Here is a 16,877-nt window from a genome sequence, read left to right on the forward strand (position 1 = left end):
ATCTTTCCTGCTCGGTGCGTGATGGGCTCTTTTAAACCCACATTTTTTAAACGGGACGCCCCCTCACACCGTGGGTCGCAGGCCTCCCGGTCCCCCTTTGAGGTGGATTGGAAGTTGGAAGCGGCAAAGCGGTGTGGAGGCGACCCACCTGCCATTCGTGCAGGTTTTAAACGGGCTCACACGGCCAGAGCGGGGTATATAGAACGCTTGGAACTGGGCCGCGGTCTTATGACCGCGGCCTCTTTTCGTCCTAAAAAACGTGAATAAAGTGTAAAACCCTTACTTTTCCCCGTCTGACACTTGAAAGGCAGGCCGCTTTCCTGTATAATAGTTCAGGCCGTCCCTGCCTTGCCAGGGGCGTGGGGCCGCCTCTGGGCCGGCTCCCATTGAACACAACGAGAGGACTGAAACAACTGTGAGTGCATCCAGAGAAAAGAAGACCCGCCAGGGTCAGACCAGCCAGGGGCCGGACGAGCGGGTCCAGGAGCGCCAGCGCAAACAGAAGGCTGACCGCCGCAGCTCCATCCTGTACGCTGTGGTCGGCGTCATCTGTGTGGCGGCTATCGCTGTGACCTTGGTCTTGAACAGCGGACTGATCCAGCGGTCCATGACCGCTGTCACCATCCAAGACACCAAGTATTCCGCGGCCGACCTGCAGTACTACTATAATGTCATGTATCAGAACACCCTGCAATACGCCATGTATGGCCTGCAGACCGGTTTTGATTATACCAAGGACCCCAAGGACCAGGTCTATGACCAGGAAACCGGCGACACCTGGTATGACCATCTGCTGGACGGGGCGGTGGACTATCTGACCACCATCACCGCCCTCTACGACAAGGCCGTGGCCGAGGGCTATGCCATAAGTGAGGACGGTCAGGCTGCCCTGGACGAGACGGTCACCACCCTGAACAACGCCTGGGTGGGGCAGTACAACACCCGCAACGAGATGATCCGCAGCAACTACGGGCCCTATATGACCTATGACCACCTGCTGGAGCTTCTGGAGCGGGAAGCCCTGGTGTCCGACTATGCCAGCACCAACAAAGCCGCCTACACCTATTCCCAGGCCGATTATGAGTCCTACTACCAGGAAAACAAGGACGCTCTGGACACCTTTACCACCAGCCAGTTGGCGCTCCGTGCCAGCGTCAACACCACGGACGAGAACGGCGACACCATTGAGATGACCGAGGAGGAGCAGGCCGCCGCTCTGGAGGAGGCTAAGGCCGAGGTCAAGGCCAAGGCCGAGGAGATCCTGGCTAAGATGGAGGCCGGCGAGGAGCCTGCTGATCTGGCTGCTCAGTACAGCGAGGACCTCTATTCCGACGCTGTTTCCCGCGTCCAAACCGGCTCCAGCGTCAACTCCTCTTATACCGATTGGGCCTTTGATAGTGCCCGCAAGGCCGGCGACGTGACTCTGGCCGAGTATGACGGCGGATCCAGCTATTACTATTATGTGGTCCGCTTTGAGGACCGCCAGCGCAACGATGGAGCTGCCGCTGACATCCGCAACATTCTGGTGACTGCCGACTCCGACGACGAGGCCAAGTCCTCTGCCGAGGACCTGTTGGCCCAGTGGCAGAGCGGCGACGCCACTGAGGACAGCTTCGCTGACCTGGCTGCTTCCAACAGCAAGGACCCTGTGTCCGCCACAGGAGGCGGCCTGATGACCAATCTGACCGCCCTCACTTCTGACGCGGTCTACACCAACTGGGCCCTGGACCCCGCTCGCCAGCCTGGTGACACCACCGTGATCCAGGATACGGAGGCGGAAGGCTATCAGATCCTCTATTTTGTGGCCCAGAAGGACCCTGTCTGGCAGCAGACCGCTGACAACAGCCTGCGCACTGAAGACCAGACCGCCTGGGAGGAGAGCGCGGCCGAGGGCTACGAGGCCGCTCTGGGCTTTGCCGCCAAGTTCGTCCAGTAAGCGGTTCCACCGAAGAGAAGGGCACAGACGGATGTCTGTGCCCTTTCTGTTATAGATAGAGAGGATATCACCATGATAACTGGTAAAACGCTTTCCCGATGGCTCACCGGCCTGCTCCTGCTGCTCTCCTTGGCCTCCTGCGGAGCGCCTGCCCCGGTCCTAACGGGCGACGGCTTCTCTCCCTCCGATATCCCGTCCTACTCCGGACAGGCCTATGCGGAGGTAAACGGCGGCCTTCCCTACTTCTCCCCCGATGATCTGACCACCGAGCCCTTTGAGAGATACAGCCCGTTGGACTCCCTGGGCCGCTGCGGCGCCGCCTGGGCCAATGTCTGCCTTGACATCATGCCAACAGAGGAGCGGGGAGAGATTGGGATGGTAAAGCCCTCCGGCTGGCACACGGTCCGTTATGACGACCTGGTGGATGGGAAGTATCTATACAACCGGTGCCATCTCATCGGCTTTCAGCTGGCCGGGGAAAACGCCAATGAGGAAAATCTGATTACCGGCACCCGCTATATGAATGTGGAGGGGATGCTCCCCTTTGAGGATATGGTGGACGACTATGTGGATGACACGGGCTGCCATGTGCTCTACCGGGTCACTCCCATCTTCCAGGGGGACAATTTGGTGGCTGACGGTGTCCTGATGGAGGCTTTCTCCGTAGAGGACGAGGGGGCAGGCCTCTCCTTCTGTGTCTTCTGCTACAACGTCCAGCCTGGAGTGACCATCGACTACGCCACCGGCGAGAGCTGGCGCTCCGAGGAGGATCCTCCTGCCCCCTCCCAGGGAGAGACAGGACGTTATGTCCTCAATACCAATTCCATGAAGTTCCATCTCCCGTCCTGCGGCAGTGTGAATCAGATAAGTCCCGGCAACTACCAGGAATATTCCGGCGGCCGGGAGGAGCTGATCCAGCGCGGCTACAGTCCCTGTGGCTCATGTAAGCCTTGACTCCACGGGGCTGTCCTATAAGTGAAAGAAGAGGTACGCCGTATGCGTACCTCTTCTTTTTAGACGGAAGGGCAAATGACGGCCTAAAAACCGAAAATCCGCTTGTTTCTCAAGCGGATCGACTGCATTTATTTAGATAGCTCCCTATGTACCACCGCTGTCTGGCGGTGGTCTGCTGGGCTGGCATCCGTTTTATAGAGTCAAAACGGACTCACAGCAGCGGTAGTCGCTGTCGATATTGTGGGCAATAAAGCGGGCTTTAAACTGACGCGGGCTGCACATCGTCTGGGTCGATCCGCCGGACACATCCAGGTCCTTGGGAACCACAAACTTGATGCACTTAACCAGTACATCCCGGCAGGAGGGGTAACTGTGGGCCGGGATGGTCACAGCCTTCGTCCCCCGCTGATACTCCGTACCGTTCTCATCTACCTCGGTAAGGATAACGGCCAAAGCGACCCGCTTTTGGGGGCAAACGTTTTTCACCGTCACATCCATCTGCAGAATCGTTCCCATAGACTCCAGATAGACATCCCCCGTATCTACTACTACGGCATCCGAACAGCTCTGGATCGTCAGATCTACCGGGAGAGGACATTCCTCCGGATTGACCACTACATCACATTCCACGGCCACAGCGGGCTCTGGGAAATCCACTACATTCCCCTCGGTATCGGAGTAGGTGATAGATTCATTGACCAACTTGGTGCCGGGATTCTGCCCCACATGGCGGACATAGAATTCCAGTGTGGCGCTCTCAGGAGCGGAAACACCCAATTCGGGGATGGTCCAGCGCAGAGAGGTGGAATTGAGCATGGTGGCGCTGCCCACCGTCGGATTCAGAACACTGGTGACCACAAAGTCATCCGTCACCTTCTCATTGATCACAATATTGGTGGCTCCTGTCTTCGAAATATTGGCGGCTAGCTCCGCAAAGAGCTCCTCCAGGTCCGCTGTGTCAGGTGTGACGGCTACATGGGTCGCAGCCGGGTCGCTGGCCCAGTCGTTCAGCACTCCCACATCTACTCCGTCCGACCCGACCAGACCAATGCAGTAGATGATGATGCCCTGCGCACGGGCCGCGGCGGCCACAGGAGCAGGAGGAGCTCCAGCCGTGGTGTTTCCATCGGTGAACATGACAATGACCTTGGCGTTGCTGGAACTGGGATCAAATAGCGAGATGGCCTTCGTAAAGGCGTCGGCGTGGTTGGTGCTGCCGCCGGCCGACAGAGCGTCTACGGCGTTCTTCAGTGTTGCCACAGAGGTGATCAGCTGGGTGTCCTGCACGGCTGTGCTGGAAAAACTGACGATGCCGATGCGGCTGCCGGAGCCAATCTCTCCCGACGCCTGGCCTCCAGTGGACTCGGAGATGATATCGATAAACGTCTTGGCACCAGTTTTCATGCTGGCCAGCGGCTCGCCGGTCATGCTACCGGATCGGTCCAGCACCAGAGCGATGTCGGTGGGATTAGTGACAATATCGGGCGCGGCGGTAAGCGCCAGAGTAACCTTCAGAGACCCATCACAGTCGATGCGCTCCATATTGATCACCTTATTGGAATTGGTAATACCCATTGTTGTATTACTCCCTTCTGGGGGTTGCCCCATCACAGTCTATGTGACCGCGGTAGACCATGACACCATAGGGCGTCGCCGGTTTGTCCTATTTCAGAGCGCAGTTGCATACAGGGCGGCCCTCCTGAGGGAGACAGGGCAGCTCTATCAGCCTGCGTAATTTTATTCCCAAGGGTGGAACCGAGCAGAAACTGACGAGGCCAAAACGAAAAGGACAGTTAAAGCCGATATTTCTGCAAAATCAAAAAAACGCCGCAAAGCGGCGACGCCAAATCGCAGCCCAGCGCAGCGGTTGTGATTTGGAAAGGAGGAGCAATAAAATGGGTGCGCTCTGACTTTTTATAAAAAAAGTCGGAGCAAACGATATGACGTTTGCTCCGACGTGGTGCGCGAGGCGGGAGTCGAACCCGCCAACAAAAGCACAAAGTAATTGTGGCACAATGGTTTTCGGTTTTTGTGGTATAATTGTGTTGCATCTTGTGTGATATAGCAAAAAAATCGAGAGGCCCGCTAAGACAATGCCGCGGACCTCCCCAGAGGCATGGCGTATCCCGCATAAAGATAGAAAGGATTGAAACGTCATGCCTATAACCATGGACCCTATACAGGAATGTAGCGATTTGCACATTGTTGTAGAGCGAACTCTACGCCGCCTCCGAATCAGCGGAAAGTTGAAAGGTTTTCGCTTCTTGAGGTATGCCCTTACAGTAACCGTAAAAGACCCTTACCGGACTGATCTTATCACGAAAGTTCTTTACCCCGAAATAGCCGCAGAATTTAGTGATAAAGATACCAGGGTCGAGCGGGCAATCCGTACTGCGATTTGCGCCTGCTGGGACAGCTACGGCAGAGATGAACTGAATAAGATGGCGGGCTATACCTTAGAAAAGCGCCCCACAAACTTAGAGTTTATTGACTTGGTAGCAGCATATATTCGTTACATCCTGGACAGGTAACCACTGGCCGGACAGGAGGATTCTCCTGTCCGGTTCTTCTTTATGCCTGCCAATGGTATCCACAGGTCTGACATACCCACATAGATTTATGTATAATTTTAGTTTTGTATTTACGAGGGGCAAAAATCTTAGCTATCAATGCAAGTACAGTAAAACAACACCATTTAACTGGAAGCCACCACCAACCAATACAAATCCACCAGAAAATGCCACGGTGTTTGGTAAGTAACTGCGTTTCCGATACCATTTGAACATTAATACTATTACTTCCACATTTTGGGCAAACCATCCTTCACTCCTCCAAAACACACATAATTCATAATATTTAGTCATCTTTGGCATAATAATAGCATAAAAAGTGTGTTAGTGTCAATCCCGAAATAGTCACTTTTGGGATAGGATTGATAGTATGCGATTGTTAACATGGAATGGAAAGTGCAACTGTTGTGGTGAAAGGGTCCGCCTTGCTCGGGAAAAGGCGGGATTATCACAAGAGAAACTGGCCGCTATAATCCAGCTTAATGGGCATGGTCTTACACAGAAGGCAATCAGCCGAATTGAAACAGGGGAGCGCATCGTTCCCGATTTTGAGATTCCGCTTCTCGCAACTGCGTTGAATGTAGATCCACTATGGTTGTTAGGTATAACAGAATGTAATAGAGAGTAGAGAAAGGCCAGGGATCATTCCCTGGCCTCTTTCTTTTTGTTGTCACTTAACCACCTTGACCATTAACGCCACCTCCTGGCGGGTAGCAAAGCTCTGTGGCCTGGTGCCGTCTGTGATGCCTTTCACTTTTGCCTGTTCCAGTCCAGCCTGTGCCCACTCATTGGCCGGTAGCTCCGCTCGCTCGGCCAGATAGCGGTCCATGTACTCCTTCCACTGCTCGTATGTCACAGTTTCATCCCCTTCTTCTTTGAGATCATATAAGCTAATCAGAGCAGACACCACTCCGCAAGCCGCCTGCTCTGCAAACTCATCTGTCAGGATGATCGGAGTGTCGGTGGTGCTGTCCATAAAGCCGAACTCCACCAGCACGGCGGGCATGGTGGTGTGCCGCAATACATAAAGGCTCGCCCGTGCCATGGGATTGGCCCGGTTGCCCCGCAACCCCGTAGCGGCCACCACGGACTCGTATATAGCCTTCTGGACCACTATGGACTGCTCCTGCGCTACGGGAGCCACATAGACCACACAGCCCCCGCCAGAGCCGCCGTGGATGCCCGCATTGTGATGGAAGGACAGATACAGGTCCGCATCCGCTTGGTTGGCCAGCGCCACCCTTTTGGATAGGGAGATCTCCTTCTCCCCGGTCACGTCATCCACCCGCATGGTAGCGCAACGATAGCCTCTCAGGCGCTCCTGCACCTTGTCAGCAATTCGGCTGTTCAGGACCCACTCCCGGGTCTCCCCGGGGTCGATGCTTTTCAAGCACCGTTTCCCCGGGGTATCTATGTAGTGGCCCGCATCAATAGCAAAGAGTGGGTTACTCATGCTCCTGCTCCGCCTGCTCGGCGGCCTCTTTGTCAGCCTGGATGCCAGCCTCAACGGCGGCCTCAAACGCCTCCTTGTCAGGGAAGGCGGCGGCCAGCTCCTGGCCGTGGCGGCCAGTAAACTCACGAATCTCCTTGGCCTCCTCATGGGTAATCTCAGGGTGCTTCTCCCGGAGCATAGGCATGCCTACGGTAGCCAAATCGGGGGCGTCGTTCTTCTCAGTGATTTCGTACAGTTCATACAGTAGTTCGGTGTTCATAGTTCAATCTCCTTTGTAGTCAAAAATATGTTGTTATTCCTTCATCTGCTTGATGGCCTGGTTAACACCAGTTGCCGCCAGACCGCTTACAATGCCCACGGCAACGGCGGTCAGCGGGTCCGTCGCCGGGAAGTCCTGGAGGCCGGTATACAGGGCCGCCACGCCCAGAACGCCGCCGCACAGGCCCACGATAGCCGGGATGTACTTGTTATCCAGGCCAGACGATTTGACGATCAGTCCCACCAGATAACAGATGACGGTAATGGCCGCCACGGATGCGATTCCAAAGTCCATATTTTCACCCCCTCTCAAAGACCTATCTTGTCTAACAGAAAGGCCATAACCGCTGTAATAACCGCCGCAATTACGGCCCAACTTATTTTGCCTTTCAGATCTTTCCAGGTTCGTCCAGGCTCTGCCTGAATGTCTGACAATCCCTTGGACAGTGCGCTCACTTTACCCGTCAGGTCCTCCAGCTTTTCGAGTATCGTTGTGTACTGCTGGCCCTGCTCTGCACGGGCGATCTCCAAGGCCCGGACCCGATTATAAAATTCTTTGTGCGTCTCAGAGGATTTCTGTTCGTTCTTTTCTACTCGCCGTTCCAGGTTAGCGATACGGGATTCCATGGGACAATCATTGCAATCCGGTGGCATGGCACACCGCCTTTCCATCTTAAACTATTGGTTAATAAATCCTGAAATCTCCAGTCACATGATAAGCGGCTCCAACTTGGCCAATAATTTTAATTTGAGAAATGTCACCAGAGAAAAAGGGCGAAGAGCGTGACACATCAAATTCGGCAATCAAAATCCCCGCCTGCATGGAATAGACTCCCGTCCCATCGATTTGCTTAGGCGTTCCATTTTCATCCAGAAACGTGTATGTTACACCATTTTTCGGCTCAAAATCCAGTGTTGCAGTCACGAGATTTGCACCGCCGCCCCCACCTTGTATCACCGGGTTCAGTATCATGCTGTAATCACCCCGTCTCCAGATACATATACCAAATTGGTCGTATGGCCACCACGAGTATATACCTCCGAATTTGCAACCACTTCTAATGCTCCGCTTAATGAGGCTTGTCTTACATCTCCTATCATTAGTGGAAGGATAAAAGAGTTTTTAGCTACTGATATAGTAAATTCTGTAGAGTTAAGTGGGGCATAGCCTTTTGTTCCGTCCGAAGTAACATAATGTATACCATAATCAGGGCTTGATATTGTATCACGGCTTTTTATAGTAACTGTAGTAGTTTCTCCGCCGCACTGTACCACTGGATTCAGTATCATGCCGCACTGCCTTTCATCAAATCAAACAATTTTTGGGGTATATGTTGTCCCGACGCTTTAATGCAATAAAGTTATACATAATGCGTAAACCTTCTATTATTGGAGTATGGTGATTTTCTAAGTTTTCGGCGGGCGCTCCTGGAGGCGACAGCCGATGGTGAAGTCAGAGTACGACCTACTGTAACCGTTCACATAGAAAGGCCCGTAATTCTGGTGGTGGTAATAGTCACTGCCATGGTACAGGCACGGGCTACCACCGTTGAAATTCCAGCCATCCGGGACATAGGTAGTCGTACTGCCAGAAGATTCGGTGGGGTAAAGCGCCCACTCCAGATTGCTTTGAGTCGGGATGGCGAAATCGCTGGGGTAGCCGCTGGTCGGCCTGCCCACCAGAACCCCGTTGGCGCTGTCGCTGAACTGATTGGGATTCTTGATGACGTTCAGGCCGCTGCTGTTGTAATAGCACCCGTCCATCCAGTCGTACACGTTGTCCCACCAGCCCTCGATGTTCCGGTACTGGCAGAATCCGTAGGAATCCCGGCTGGCCGCCGTGGTTCCCGTGTGGTACTGCATGGTGTCCGTCTTGCCGTTGTTCTCCTTGGAGCCGCTGGCCGAACAGCCCCGGCCGATGCGCTCGCCGTTCCAGTCCGCAAACTCTACCAGGAACAGCATATTTACATACCACATCTGAGCAAAGTCCATCTGCCAGATATGAGAGCCCAGATTGTGAATACTCGACCGAGCCTGGCTCCGGGTAATGTCTACCTGCTGGGCCTTGTTTGTCTCAGACTTGTAGGTTCCACTTGCGCAGTGGTAACGACCGATATAAGAGCAGTCCAGCTCCCCAAGGCCGTCCCCACGGTCCATGTTGACGGGATCTACATGGAATCCATCAACCTGCTGGTCCGCAATTTGCAGTTTCAGCTTCTTCCCCGTCTTGGTCCACTTGTACCAGTATTTGGGCTCTTTCACCATCACGCCCCCGATCCGGGTCGTTTTGGTCATGTCCTTCCACGGGTACAGGTTGTCAAATGGGGAAGAGCCGGAGCCGTTGTTGGCGGCGGGGGAGGGCTCGGCAAACTGTGCGGAACCATCAGTACGTTTGCCCTTGGTGGAGCCGTTGCTGGTCCAGTCCCACTCTACACCGTAGATTTTGGGAGGAGGAGGGAACGGTTTTGCAGGACAACTAAAAATCATGTCCTTACCTCCTGAATTACCACATAAACCTGCACATCTTCTGTCGGCACCGTCTGCGCCTTGAATGTCAATTTGTTGGCCGCCTGTCCCGTGCAGGATATCCCAGCGGCAGAATACACCGCTTGGTCCGCAATCGTCGGCATTGGCTGAATCAACTGTTTACTCTCATCCGCAAGTACGCCCGGAACTGTAACAGTCTGGGTGTTGTTGGACCAGGCGGAGAGGGGGAGGGTAACCAGGGTGGATTTTGGTCTGATTTCCGTTTTTACATCTTCCATCGTAGGTAGGTAAGCGTCATTTTCTACAAGGCCAGTTCTAAGCGCACCTCCGACGTTATAAAAAACCACACCTCCGCAGTTTACCCGTTGAATAACGCCAGATTCTCCGGATACCGCATCAAACTCCCCTGGGTTTGCAAACATATATGCCGTATTATGATTACTAGAAATCCCGATCAGCGGTAACTTCTCAAGACCCAAAAAATCTCCATTCACAACTAACTGCACTCTGTGATCTGTACCTTCGTCTACCGGATCAGGGGACTCAACAACCTCCAGCACCAACTCCCCCGTCATGGTCCCTCCGCTCAACTGGAGATACCTCTGGTCGGCCTGTTCCTGTGTCATGCCAGATTGTGGCGCATCCTGTGGCACGGCGTTACCCCCGCTGTCAAAGCCGACCACCTGGCCCTGTGTACCAGTGAGTTTATCCTGCTTCTCATTTGCCAGGGCAGCGGCGGCGACGGGGAGGGCATCACTACCAGCCCCAACTGTCACGCCGGTATCACTAATAGTTTTCAGCGTGTCATTCACATTCTTCTTGATGCGGTCAATCTCGCTCTGTACGCTCATGCCGCACCTCCTCAGATGGCCGCAAGGGCTTCCTCAATGTCACTGGTCAAGCTCACGCTGCCCCCGGAGGTGTACCCGGCAGGCACAGAATATGAGGTCGTGGTCAGGCCATCGATGGTACCGGAAACAGCGCCGTTATTCGCCATGGAGCCGGATACCAATGTGCCTTTCGCATCTACGATCTTCTTACCAGTCAGCACATCAGCCGCAGCAGCCGTTACTCCGCTTACGTCCTGATATGCGGCTGGAATGGCTCCAACGGTAACCTTAGACAGCACCTTTCCTGTGGTTGGCGCAATCGTCTGGGCGGACTTACTGGGGGTTGCGGTCTTTTCCTCCAGCGTGATAGATACTGTTCCAGCGCCGTCATGGTGTCCTGCCGGAATCGTATAGGATGGAGCCGCAACGGTCAGCGTTTGGGTAACTGCCCCATTATCTGGCATCGTACCTGTGACCTTGCTGCCGCCAACATAGGCAGTTTCCCCATCGAGGATTTGTCCAGCCTCTGCGGTGGCGTCTGTTGTGTCTACAAACTCCTCTGGGATAGCCCCTACGGTGACAGAGGAAAGCACCTTGCCCTCTGTTGCCTCCACAGTCTGCTCGGACTTTGTAGGCGTGACGGTTTTCGTCTCTGGGACAATCTGCACCTTACCAGTACCAGCATGGTACCCCTTTGGGATGGTGTATGATGGTTCCTCCGCTGTAAGGGTTTTATTTGCGGCCCCATTGTTTGGCATGGTGCCGGTAGAAACCTTACCCGTCTTATCTACAAATACCTTTCCAGTCAGCACGTCAGCCACAGTGGTGGTCACAGCAGACACATCCTGGTAACTATCGGGAATCGGAGCTACCGTCACATCAGACAGTCCGTAATAACCGGGGTCTGGAGTCACGTTCTGCTGAACCTTGGTAGGCGTAACACTCTTGCTCTGGAGGTTATAGTTTCCACCGCCAGCCACACCGGACACCGTGCCACTGCCGTTATGGTAGCCCTTCGGGATGGTGTATGTATCGCCCTCCTGGACTTGCGCCGATACAGCGCCCCGGTTTTCAATACCCTCGATCTCTGTCGCCAGCTTGTCCAATGTGTCAACGCTCGTGCCAATACCAAGCTCTACCGCTTTCGCACGGATCGTATTTCGTGCGGTTTGGATGCGGCTGATTTCAGTTGCTACGCTCATTTTTTACCACCTTTCAAATCGTCCCTAAAAGGATCTCGATATTTCCAACAGTATCCTGCACCGCCGCCGCAGTAATGGGAAGGGTGTTGTCCCCCTCGAAGTCGCTCACCGCATTTACAGAGAGCGTATTCGTTTCTCTGTCCAGCAGCAGGCCGTGGCCGATCCTATAGCCACCACCGCCGCCCTCTGGTAATGGTATATCTGATTCCTCATATTCCCCGGAATCCGGGTTAAAAATGAGCCATGTCCCGTTTGTGCCGGGTTTTGGCGGATTATTGTTAATGTCTGTCAGACGGTCCTCCATCTGCTCAAACTCGGAGGGCAGGGGCGGCGGGAATGCGTCTACCGCATTGATGCTATTAAACACCGTGGCATAAAACAGGTTGCTGTGCCGCACCTGGTCACCCAGAGTGCCCCGAACCTGCATGGCGTATGTACCGTCATCCGCCAGCATGGAGGCGGTAAGCAGAGCGCTGTACACTTCCCCATCTCGGGAAAGCTGGATGATGTTCTTCTGCCCATCCTTCTCCACGTCCACCTTCAGGTCCCACCCTTCCGGCAGGTCAGTGGATATTTCCAGAGACGTGACCTCATTATCACCCTCAAATCCAAGGGAAAAACCGGGCGGCGTACAGATATTCCAATCGGTCATGTAAATCATACGCCAACCTCCTGTGTCATAGCGGCCACCTTATCCAGAAGTGCGTCTATCTCTTCCCCACTATATTTACTGGTGTAATAGCTTGTAGGTGTTTTTTCTGCAAGCGCCTGTAACTCCATGGTAGAAATCCTCTGTTCCAGGGCGGACAGCCTCTCTTCTATTGTCATGGTATCTCACCTCACACAACGAATCTTCGGCCCAGCTTGTCCAGAATAAAGCGGCCAGTGCGGTCCATTACGGGGCCGGATGCGGTTAATTTAGGGGCGGAGTAATAAAGAATCACACAGCCTTGATATCCGTTGCCACCCTTTGAACCAATACCTCCAGAGCCTCCAGCACCTTCCCAAGTATATCTATCTTCCGCACCGGTACAGTTACCGCCACCGCCACCGCCGCCGCCACCATGACCTCCAGAGCCTCCGAAGCCATAGATGGTTGCATTTTCTCCGCTTACAGGTGTTCCACCATCTCCACCATCTCCACCAGTTGCGTATGGTTGTGTACTAACTCTTCCTATCGTTCCATCTTTTCCGTTTTCTCCAGCAGAGGCACCGCCACCGCCGCCACCAGATGCAACATATCCCTCATAGGTTTCTCCTCTTACCGTATCGCCAGGTGTATAGGTTACTCCCTTATATATTACATTCTCTGCTGTGGAATTGGCTCCGTCTCCATTTCCTCCGGGGATACCAGCCTCTCCTGGCTTTGCGTATGTAATGCCGCTGGTCTGTTCGTAAAATCCACTTTCACTACGACTTCCATTTAATGACGATAACTCGCCAAATGTTGTATCGCCACCATCCGAGCCATTCGCCGGTGCTTCTCCCCCGTTCCCGCCAGTTCCTCCATTCCCTATATGGACTTGAAATGCATTCCCTGGAGAAACTGTAATATTATTTTGATATATCTTTCCTCCTGCTCCCGCTTCTCCTTTTACTCCCCCGGAGCCACCTTTGCCTCTTCCCTTCGTTCCAAATATTCCTCGCCCGCCATCTTCTCCTGACGCTCCTCCACTGCCGCCGCTTCCGCCGCCAATTAAAACTACACGAAGCGAGGTCACGCCATCAGGAACGGTCCATGTAGTGTCCTCATCTATGAGTTCCATTGTATCGTAGTATTCGGCGCTTGCTTTCGGCGGCACAAATCCAACCAGCAACGTTTCGTCCGCTTTCAACGTGTTGGACAGGTTGATGTCAGCGGATTCCAGACAGGCGGTGACTCCCGTTTTGTCATAAGGATGCCATGTCGCAACACGGTTGCCCGGCACCTCTCCCTGGTATACGATGGGGGCCTGTATCGTTTCCGTCCACTGAAAATAGTTGGCCAGCCGCTCCGCCACCGCCGTGGAATTGACCAGACTGACCAGCGTTGCGTCCTTCACCGTTTTAATGTTAGGCTCTGCCGCCTCAGATACATCCCTTACCACCTCTCTGGTGTTATGGATATACGCTCTCCCTTTCAGCGTGCCAGAGCCGCCAGAAACCTTTGCGTAGTTGGCCCCGCTCTCCAAGATAGAGAAGCCATCAGCAACCAGCTCATACATCGGGCTATTAAATGTGATAATATCCCCTTGCTGGGCAGTTCCTTCAAACAGCTTGGTTTCCTCTCCGCCCTCCACATATTGGTGTTCTGTGACTACCACCTGGGTTATTTTTGCTGTTTCCGGGGCTTTCGCTCCCACCAGCATATAATCCTCATTGATATTTCCAGAGATGCCATCCCACAGGCTTTCAATGCGTAAAACGCCATCCAAATCCGTTTTGATCCATGCTCCAATCGCTATCAGGACTTGGACCAGGTTGTCCCGCTGTGTAGCAACAGGCAACCAACCATATAGCTTAACGTCTGCGTATTTGTTTTGGATTGAAAAAGGGACTGTACCACAGATGCTGGCAATAACTTCCTGCGCTGTTTGCCCGGTGTATATTCCTCCATAATGTTGTCCCTCAGTTAAAATACCAATGGCGGATGTAGCGTAAAGACTATATCTGCTAGGACCAACTCGCTCTACTTCTTGAAGGTAAAATATCCCTCGCTGGGCGCCATTGTAGATCCATTTTAAGGGTGTATTTCGAGCGAATCCAATAAACACTCCATCCGGGTCACGGGCCTCAGCGGATAGTGTATTGACCTCCAGAGAGGATGAGCGAAGAGACATAGCGATATGCACATTCCCCGAAAAGATATCCTTTTGGTAAAATGTCTTTCCGTTATAAACAAGCTGATTCATGTCGGCACCTTCTTTGGCTCCCTGGCGTAAAATGTGACGGTCAAACCGCCCCAGCATGTCCCATCATCCATATATTCCACCGTATCCTCAACGACCTCTATATAGGCCTCATAAGATAGTGTGGTTTGCCCGTAGGGTGCCACAACAGTGTGACTATCCACCGGGGATGTCAGTACCTCATAAAGAGAGTCATAGTCATCACGGCTCATCCCATCAGCAGAAAGTTGGAATGTGTAGTCAAAAAAAGTTCCCTGGAGGTCTCTCCAGTGATAACCAGAAAGAGCGTTGTCTGCGTTTGGCCCATCTGAGAGTCTGGCTTTACGGGCAATAGATTCTACGCCTACGTTGTATCCGACCCCGTCTATGGTGAAAATATTATCCATAGCCACCTCACTCCACCAAGTCTGTACCGCTTCTACGGTCCTCGTCCCTTAGATAAGGCCGCAAAAACATTGACGCCTCTCTCGGATAGAAGCCAATGTCCAGTTTGACTCGTTGTGAACTGTTCCCATAAACCTCACCGCTCTTGTTTGTATCAGCAGTTTCTCGGACGGTCGTAGCCGCCACCGAACCTGGAACCATTCCGTCGTTAACCAAGGTAACACGTCGCTCAATATTAGGCATAGCGCGCTCTAACTCGCTAAGTACATCTAGTCTGGATACAGCAGATTTGACAGAGGCTGCGTTTCCCTCCAGCCCGTTCGCTATCCCTTGGTCAATATTCTTGCCCAGGCGCTCCCCTCGCTTAGACGGAGAATGTACCTCTGCTTCTTTCTCGGCGGTTCCAAAAATCGCATCTATGACAGAACCTATGGCATCTACCACATTCCCGACCATGGACAAGAATCCATCTATCAGGCCCTGAATGATATTGGCTCCAATGTCAAACAGCATTTGTGGCAACTGGGCAAACCCATCCAAAATAGCTTTAACTACATCAGGAAGCGCAAGCACAATGCTTGGAATCGCACTTATGATGCCGTAAACTAGAGCAGTAAGAATTTCGACGCCGGTTCCAATTATTTCAGGAAGATTCTCTACGATAAAATCAATAATGGATGTAAGTATCTGCGGGAGATTTTCCATCAAAATTGGAATTGCAGAAACAATCCCATCTATCAGGCTTATAAGAATGTCGGCCCCTGTATCCAGAATGGAGGGCAAATTTTCGGTAAAATATTCTGAAATTGACGATATTATTTCTGGCAGCTTCTCTACAAGGGACGGAATGCCATTTTTGATTCCATCCGCTATGTATTTGAGAAGTTCAATCCCGGCATCCAACAAGGAGGGAGCCAGTTCTACAAGAGCAACGAATATTTCTTCGACCACCTGTGCCAGTCCGTCCAGCAGGGTCGGCAGATTATCGATGATCCCCTGCAAAATAGCTTGGAGAACATCCACGCCAAAGGAAAGAAAATCCGGGAGCTTCTCCACCAGCGCCGTGACCATATCGCCGATGGCCGTAGAAAGCGCCTCATCCGCTCCATCTACACCATTGACCAGGTCATTGAACGCCGTAACGACACTTGCGATTGAAGGGAGAAATTCAGATAGGAGATTATTTTTTACTTTTGATACGGTTTCCCCCAGTTGAGATAACGTATCATCGAGAAGGATCTGATTTTCTCTAGCCTGGATCAGTGCTTCGTTGTTTCGATAAAATGCCGCACTCGCTTGGTCATATGTCCTGGACAGGGTACTCATGATGAGCTGGTTGCGCTCACTCTCAGAGGTACATTTGGCCAGCTTTTCGTTGAACTTGTCCTCAGATATACCGGCCCAGTTCAAGGCGTCCGCCAAGGTGCCGGTTACCTGACCGACCTTCGCCGTCTCGTTTGCGCTTTCAATCAGCCCTTCGATTGGAAGGGAGTCGCCAAAAGTACCGAATACACCAGCGGCGATATCGGTCCATGTGGATACGTCCTCTTCATTCTCTGCCAGTTGTGCCAGTAGCTGGGATGCCTCGGTGGCCGTATCGGTGTCGCCAAGTATTTTGTAAAAGTCGCTGTAAGCTTTGGAGGCTGTTTCAGGTCCATATCCCGCCGCCTCAAAGGCGGTATTCAATTTACCTTGGGCGACTCGGTATTCTTCGGTAGCAGATTCCAGGGCTAGGAGTCCGGTCACCGCTCCAGTTGCGGCGGTAGCTACTCCTCCAATGGCCGCTACAGTTCCTTTCAGCGCCGTCTTGGCAACGCCACCCAACTTGGATAAGCCAGACTTAAAACCGCTTTCGTCGATATCTGTTCCGATTTTTACAGTGCCATCGTTCGCCAATCATGCCACCTCCTGTGGC

19 protein-coding genes and 1 other RNA gene are annotated in these 16,877 nt (G+C 53.0%); 5 read left to right on the forward strand and 15 right to left on the reverse strand.

All coding sequences use genetic code 11. From position 1 onward, the window contains the following. Position 1 precedes the first annotated feature (1 nt). The 3 genes from ssrS to OCV64_RS03560 all read left to right on the forward strand — a co-directional run bounded on the left by ssrS (position 2) and on the right by OCV64_RS03560 (position 2,890). Positions 2–200: non-coding RNA, 6S RNA (ssrS, locus tag OCV64_RS03550), on the forward strand. Between the two features lie 215 nt (positions 201–415). Continuing rightward, positions 416–1,936 (forward strand): peptidylprolyl isomerase, encoded by a 1,521-nt coding sequence (locus OCV64_RS03555; protein ID WP_262669346.1) that lies wholly within the window; start codon positions 416–418, stop codon positions 1,934–1,936. A gap of 72 nt (positions 1,937–2,008) precedes the next feature. Further along, positions 2,009–2,890, forward strand: a complete 882-nt coding sequence (locus OCV64_RS03560) for a DNA/RNA non-specific endonuclease (RefSeq protein WP_147570876.1) — start codon at positions 2,009–2,011, stop codon at positions 2,888–2,890. 192 nt (positions 2,891–3,082) lie between these two features. On the opposite strand, the gene OCV64_RS03565 is transcribed toward OCV64_RS03560, so the two are convergent. Further along, positions 3,083–4,465, reverse strand: a complete 1,383-nt coding sequence (locus OCV64_RS03565; RefSeq protein ID WP_147570877.1) for a vWA domain-containing protein — start codon at positions 4,463–4,465, stop codon at positions 3,083–3,085. 593 nt (positions 4,466–5,058) lie between these two features. Between OCV64_RS03565 and OCV64_RS16145 the strand changes: the two genes are divergently transcribed. Both OCV64_RS16145 and OCV64_RS03570 read left to right on the forward strand, forming a co-directional pair. Then, a complete protein-coding gene (locus OCV64_RS16145) occupies positions 5,059–5,421 on the forward strand; it encodes a sporulation initiation factor Spo0A C-terminal domain-containing protein (RefSeq protein WP_186852827.1) in 363 nt (120 codons plus the stop codon). A gap of 409 nt (positions 5,422–5,830) precedes the next feature. Beyond that, positions 5,831–6,088: a helix-turn-helix domain-containing protein gene (locus tag OCV64_RS03570; RefSeq protein ID WP_186852828.1), complete on the forward strand. Its 258-nt coding sequence runs from the start codon at positions 5,831–5,833 to the stop codon at positions 6,086–6,088. A gap of 42 nt (positions 6,089–6,130) precedes the next feature. Here the strand turns inward: OCV64_RS03570 and OCV64_RS03575 are convergent, their stop codons facing one another. The 14 genes from OCV64_RS03575 to OCV64_RS03640 all read right to left on the reverse strand — a co-directional run bounded on the left by OCV64_RS03575 (position 6,131) and on the right by OCV64_RS03640 (position 16,858). Then, entirely contained in the window at positions 6,131–6,913 is a 783-nt protein-coding gene (locus OCV64_RS03575) for an N-acetylmuramoyl-L-alanine amidase family protein (RefSeq protein WP_186852829.1), read from the reverse strand. After that, complete coding sequence (locus OCV64_RS03580; RefSeq protein WP_262669347.1) at positions 6,906–7,172, reverse strand: hypothetical protein; 267 nt, start codon at positions 7,170–7,172, stop codon at positions 6,906–6,908. Before OCV64_RS03580 ends, OCV64_RS03575 begins: the two co-directional genes overlap by 8 nt. Positions 7,173–7,205: 33 nt before the next feature. Next, on the reverse strand, positions 7,206–7,466 hold the full coding sequence (locus OCV64_RS03585; RefSeq protein ID WP_186853532.1) for a phage holin family protein: 261 nt from the start codon (positions 7,464–7,466) through the stop codon (positions 7,206–7,208). Positions 7,467–7,480: 14 nt separating this feature from the next. Continuing rightward, complete coding sequence (locus OCV64_RS03590) at positions 7,481–7,825, reverse strand: hypothetical protein (RefSeq protein ID WP_262669348.1); 345 nt, start codon at positions 7,823–7,825, stop codon at positions 7,481–7,483. 31 nt (positions 7,826–7,856) lie between these two features. Beyond that, entirely contained in the window at positions 7,857–8,144 is a 288-nt protein-coding gene (locus OCV64_RS03595; RefSeq protein ID WP_262669349.1) for a hypothetical protein, read from the reverse strand. Beyond that, positions 8,141–8,461, reverse strand: a complete 321-nt coding sequence (locus OCV64_RS03600) for a hypothetical protein (RefSeq protein ID WP_262669350.1) — start codon at positions 8,459–8,461, stop codon at positions 8,141–8,143. Before OCV64_RS03600 ends, OCV64_RS03595 begins: the two co-directional genes overlap by 4 nt. A 117-nt stretch (positions 8,462–8,578) precedes the next feature. Further along, the gene (locus OCV64_RS03605; protein WP_262669351.1) at positions 8,579–9,658 is read right to left on the reverse strand and encodes a hypothetical protein; all 1,080 of its coding nucleotides are present in this window, start codon (positions 9,656–9,658) and stop codon (positions 8,579–8,581) included. Beyond that, positions 9,655–10,509 carry a hypothetical protein gene (locus OCV64_RS03610; RefSeq protein ID WP_262669352.1) on the reverse strand — a complete coding sequence of 285 codons (855 nt, stop codon included), beginning with the start codon at positions 10,507–10,509 and terminating at the stop codon, positions 9,655–9,657. Before OCV64_RS03610 ends, OCV64_RS03605 begins: the two co-directional genes overlap by 4 nt. Positions 10,510–10,520: 11 nt before the next feature. Then, complete coding sequence (locus tag OCV64_RS03615; protein WP_262669353.1) at positions 10,521–11,690, reverse strand: hypothetical protein; 1,170 nt, start codon at positions 11,688–11,690, stop codon at positions 10,521–10,523. 13 nt (positions 11,691–11,703) lie between these two features. Continuing rightward, entirely contained in the window at positions 11,704–12,351 is a 648-nt protein-coding gene (locus tag OCV64_RS03620; protein WP_262669354.1) for a hypothetical protein, read from the reverse strand. Beyond that, a complete protein-coding gene (locus OCV64_RS03625) occupies positions 12,348–12,518 on the reverse strand; it encodes a hypothetical protein (protein ID WP_262669355.1) in 171 nt (56 codons plus the stop codon). The genes OCV64_RS03620 and OCV64_RS03625 overlap by 4 nt, the downstream gene beginning before the upstream one ends. Before the next feature lie 11 nt (positions 12,519–12,529). Then, positions 12,530–14,581, reverse strand: a complete 2,052-nt coding sequence (locus OCV64_RS03630) for a hypothetical protein (protein ID WP_262669356.1) — start codon at positions 14,579–14,581, stop codon at positions 12,530–12,532. After that, a complete protein-coding gene (locus OCV64_RS03635; RefSeq protein ID WP_262669357.1) occupies positions 14,578–14,964 on the reverse strand; it encodes a hypothetical protein in 387 nt (128 codons plus the stop codon). Before OCV64_RS03635 ends, OCV64_RS03630 begins: the two co-directional genes overlap by 4 nt. 7 nt (positions 14,965–14,971) lie before the next feature. Further along, positions 14,972–16,858 (reverse strand): phage tail protein, encoded by a 1,887-nt coding sequence (locus OCV64_RS03640; protein ID WP_262669358.1) that lies wholly within the window; start codon positions 16,856–16,858, stop codon positions 14,972–14,974. Positions 16,859–16,877: the final 19 nt, after the last annotated feature.

The sequence above is a fragment of the Muriventricola aceti genome, assembly GCF_025567565.1.
Classification (GTDB): domain Bacteria; phylum Bacillota; class Clostridia; order Oscillospirales; family Oscillospiraceae; genus Lawsonibacter; species Lawsonibacter aceti.

Excerpts from the sequence above, each read along its gene's own strand:
- OCV64_RS03560 (WP_147570876.1), top strand. The coding sequence starts at position 2,009 with ATGATAACTGGTAAAACGCTTTCCCGATGGCTCACCGGCCTGCTCCTG.
- OCV64_RS03565 (WP_147570877.1), bottom strand. The coding sequence starts at position 4,465 with ATGGGTATTACCAATTCCAATAAGGTGATCAATATGGAGCGCATCGAC.
- OCV64_RS16145 (WP_186852827.1), top strand. The coding sequence starts at position 5,059 with ATGGACCCTATACAGGAATGTAGCGATTTGCACATTGTTGTAGAGCGA.
- OCV64_RS03570 (WP_186852828.1), top strand. The coding sequence starts at position 5,831 with ATGCGATTGTTAACATGGAATGGAAAGTGCAACTGTTGTGGTGAAAGG.
- OCV64_RS03575 (WP_186852829.1), bottom strand. The coding sequence starts at position 6,913 with ATGAGTAACCCACTCTTTGCTATTGATGCGGGCCACTACATAGATACC.
- OCV64_RS03580 (WP_262669347.1), bottom strand. The coding sequence starts at position 7,172 with ATGAACACCGAACTACTGTATGAACTGTACGAAATCACTGAGAAGAAC.
- OCV64_RS03585 (WP_186853532.1), bottom strand. The coding sequence starts at position 7,466 with ATGGACTTTGGAATCGCATCCGTGGCGGCCATTACCGTCATCTGTTAT.
- OCV64_RS03590 (WP_262669348.1), bottom strand. The coding sequence starts at position 7,825 with ATGCCACCGGATTGCAATGATTGTCCCATGGAATCCCGTATCGCTAAC.
- OCV64_RS03595 (WP_262669349.1), bottom strand. The coding sequence starts at position 8,144 with ATGATACTGAACCCGGTGATACAAGGTGGGGGCGGCGGTGCAAATCTC.
- OCV64_RS03600 (WP_262669350.1), bottom strand. The coding sequence starts at position 8,461 with ATGATACTGAATCCAGTGGTACAGTGCGGCGGAGAAACTACTACAGTT.
- OCV64_RS03605 (WP_262669351.1), bottom strand. The coding sequence starts at position 9,658 with ATGATTTTTAGTTGTCCTGCAAAACCGTTCCCTCCTCCTCCCAAAATC.
- OCV64_RS03610 (WP_262669352.1), bottom strand. The coding sequence starts at position 10,509 with ATGAGCGTACAGAGCGAGATTGACCGCATCAAGAAGAATGTGAATGAC.
- OCV64_RS03615 (WP_262669353.1), bottom strand. The coding sequence starts at position 11,690 with ATGAGCGTAGCAACTGAAATCAGCCGCATCCAAACCGCACGAAATACG.
- OCV64_RS03620 (WP_262669354.1), bottom strand. The coding sequence starts at position 12,351 with ATGATTTACATGACCGATTGGAATATCTGTACGCCGCCCGGTTTTTCC.
- OCV64_RS03625 (WP_262669355.1), bottom strand. The coding sequence starts at position 12,518 with ATGACAATAGAAGAGAGGCTGTCCGCCCTGGAACAGAGGATTTCTACC.
- OCV64_RS03630 (WP_262669356.1), bottom strand. The coding sequence starts at position 14,581 with ATGAATCAGCTTGTTTATAACGGAAAGACATTTTACCAAAAGGATATC.
- OCV64_RS03635 (WP_262669357.1), bottom strand. The coding sequence starts at position 14,964 with ATGGATAATATTTTCACCATAGACGGGGTCGGATACAACGTAGGCGTA.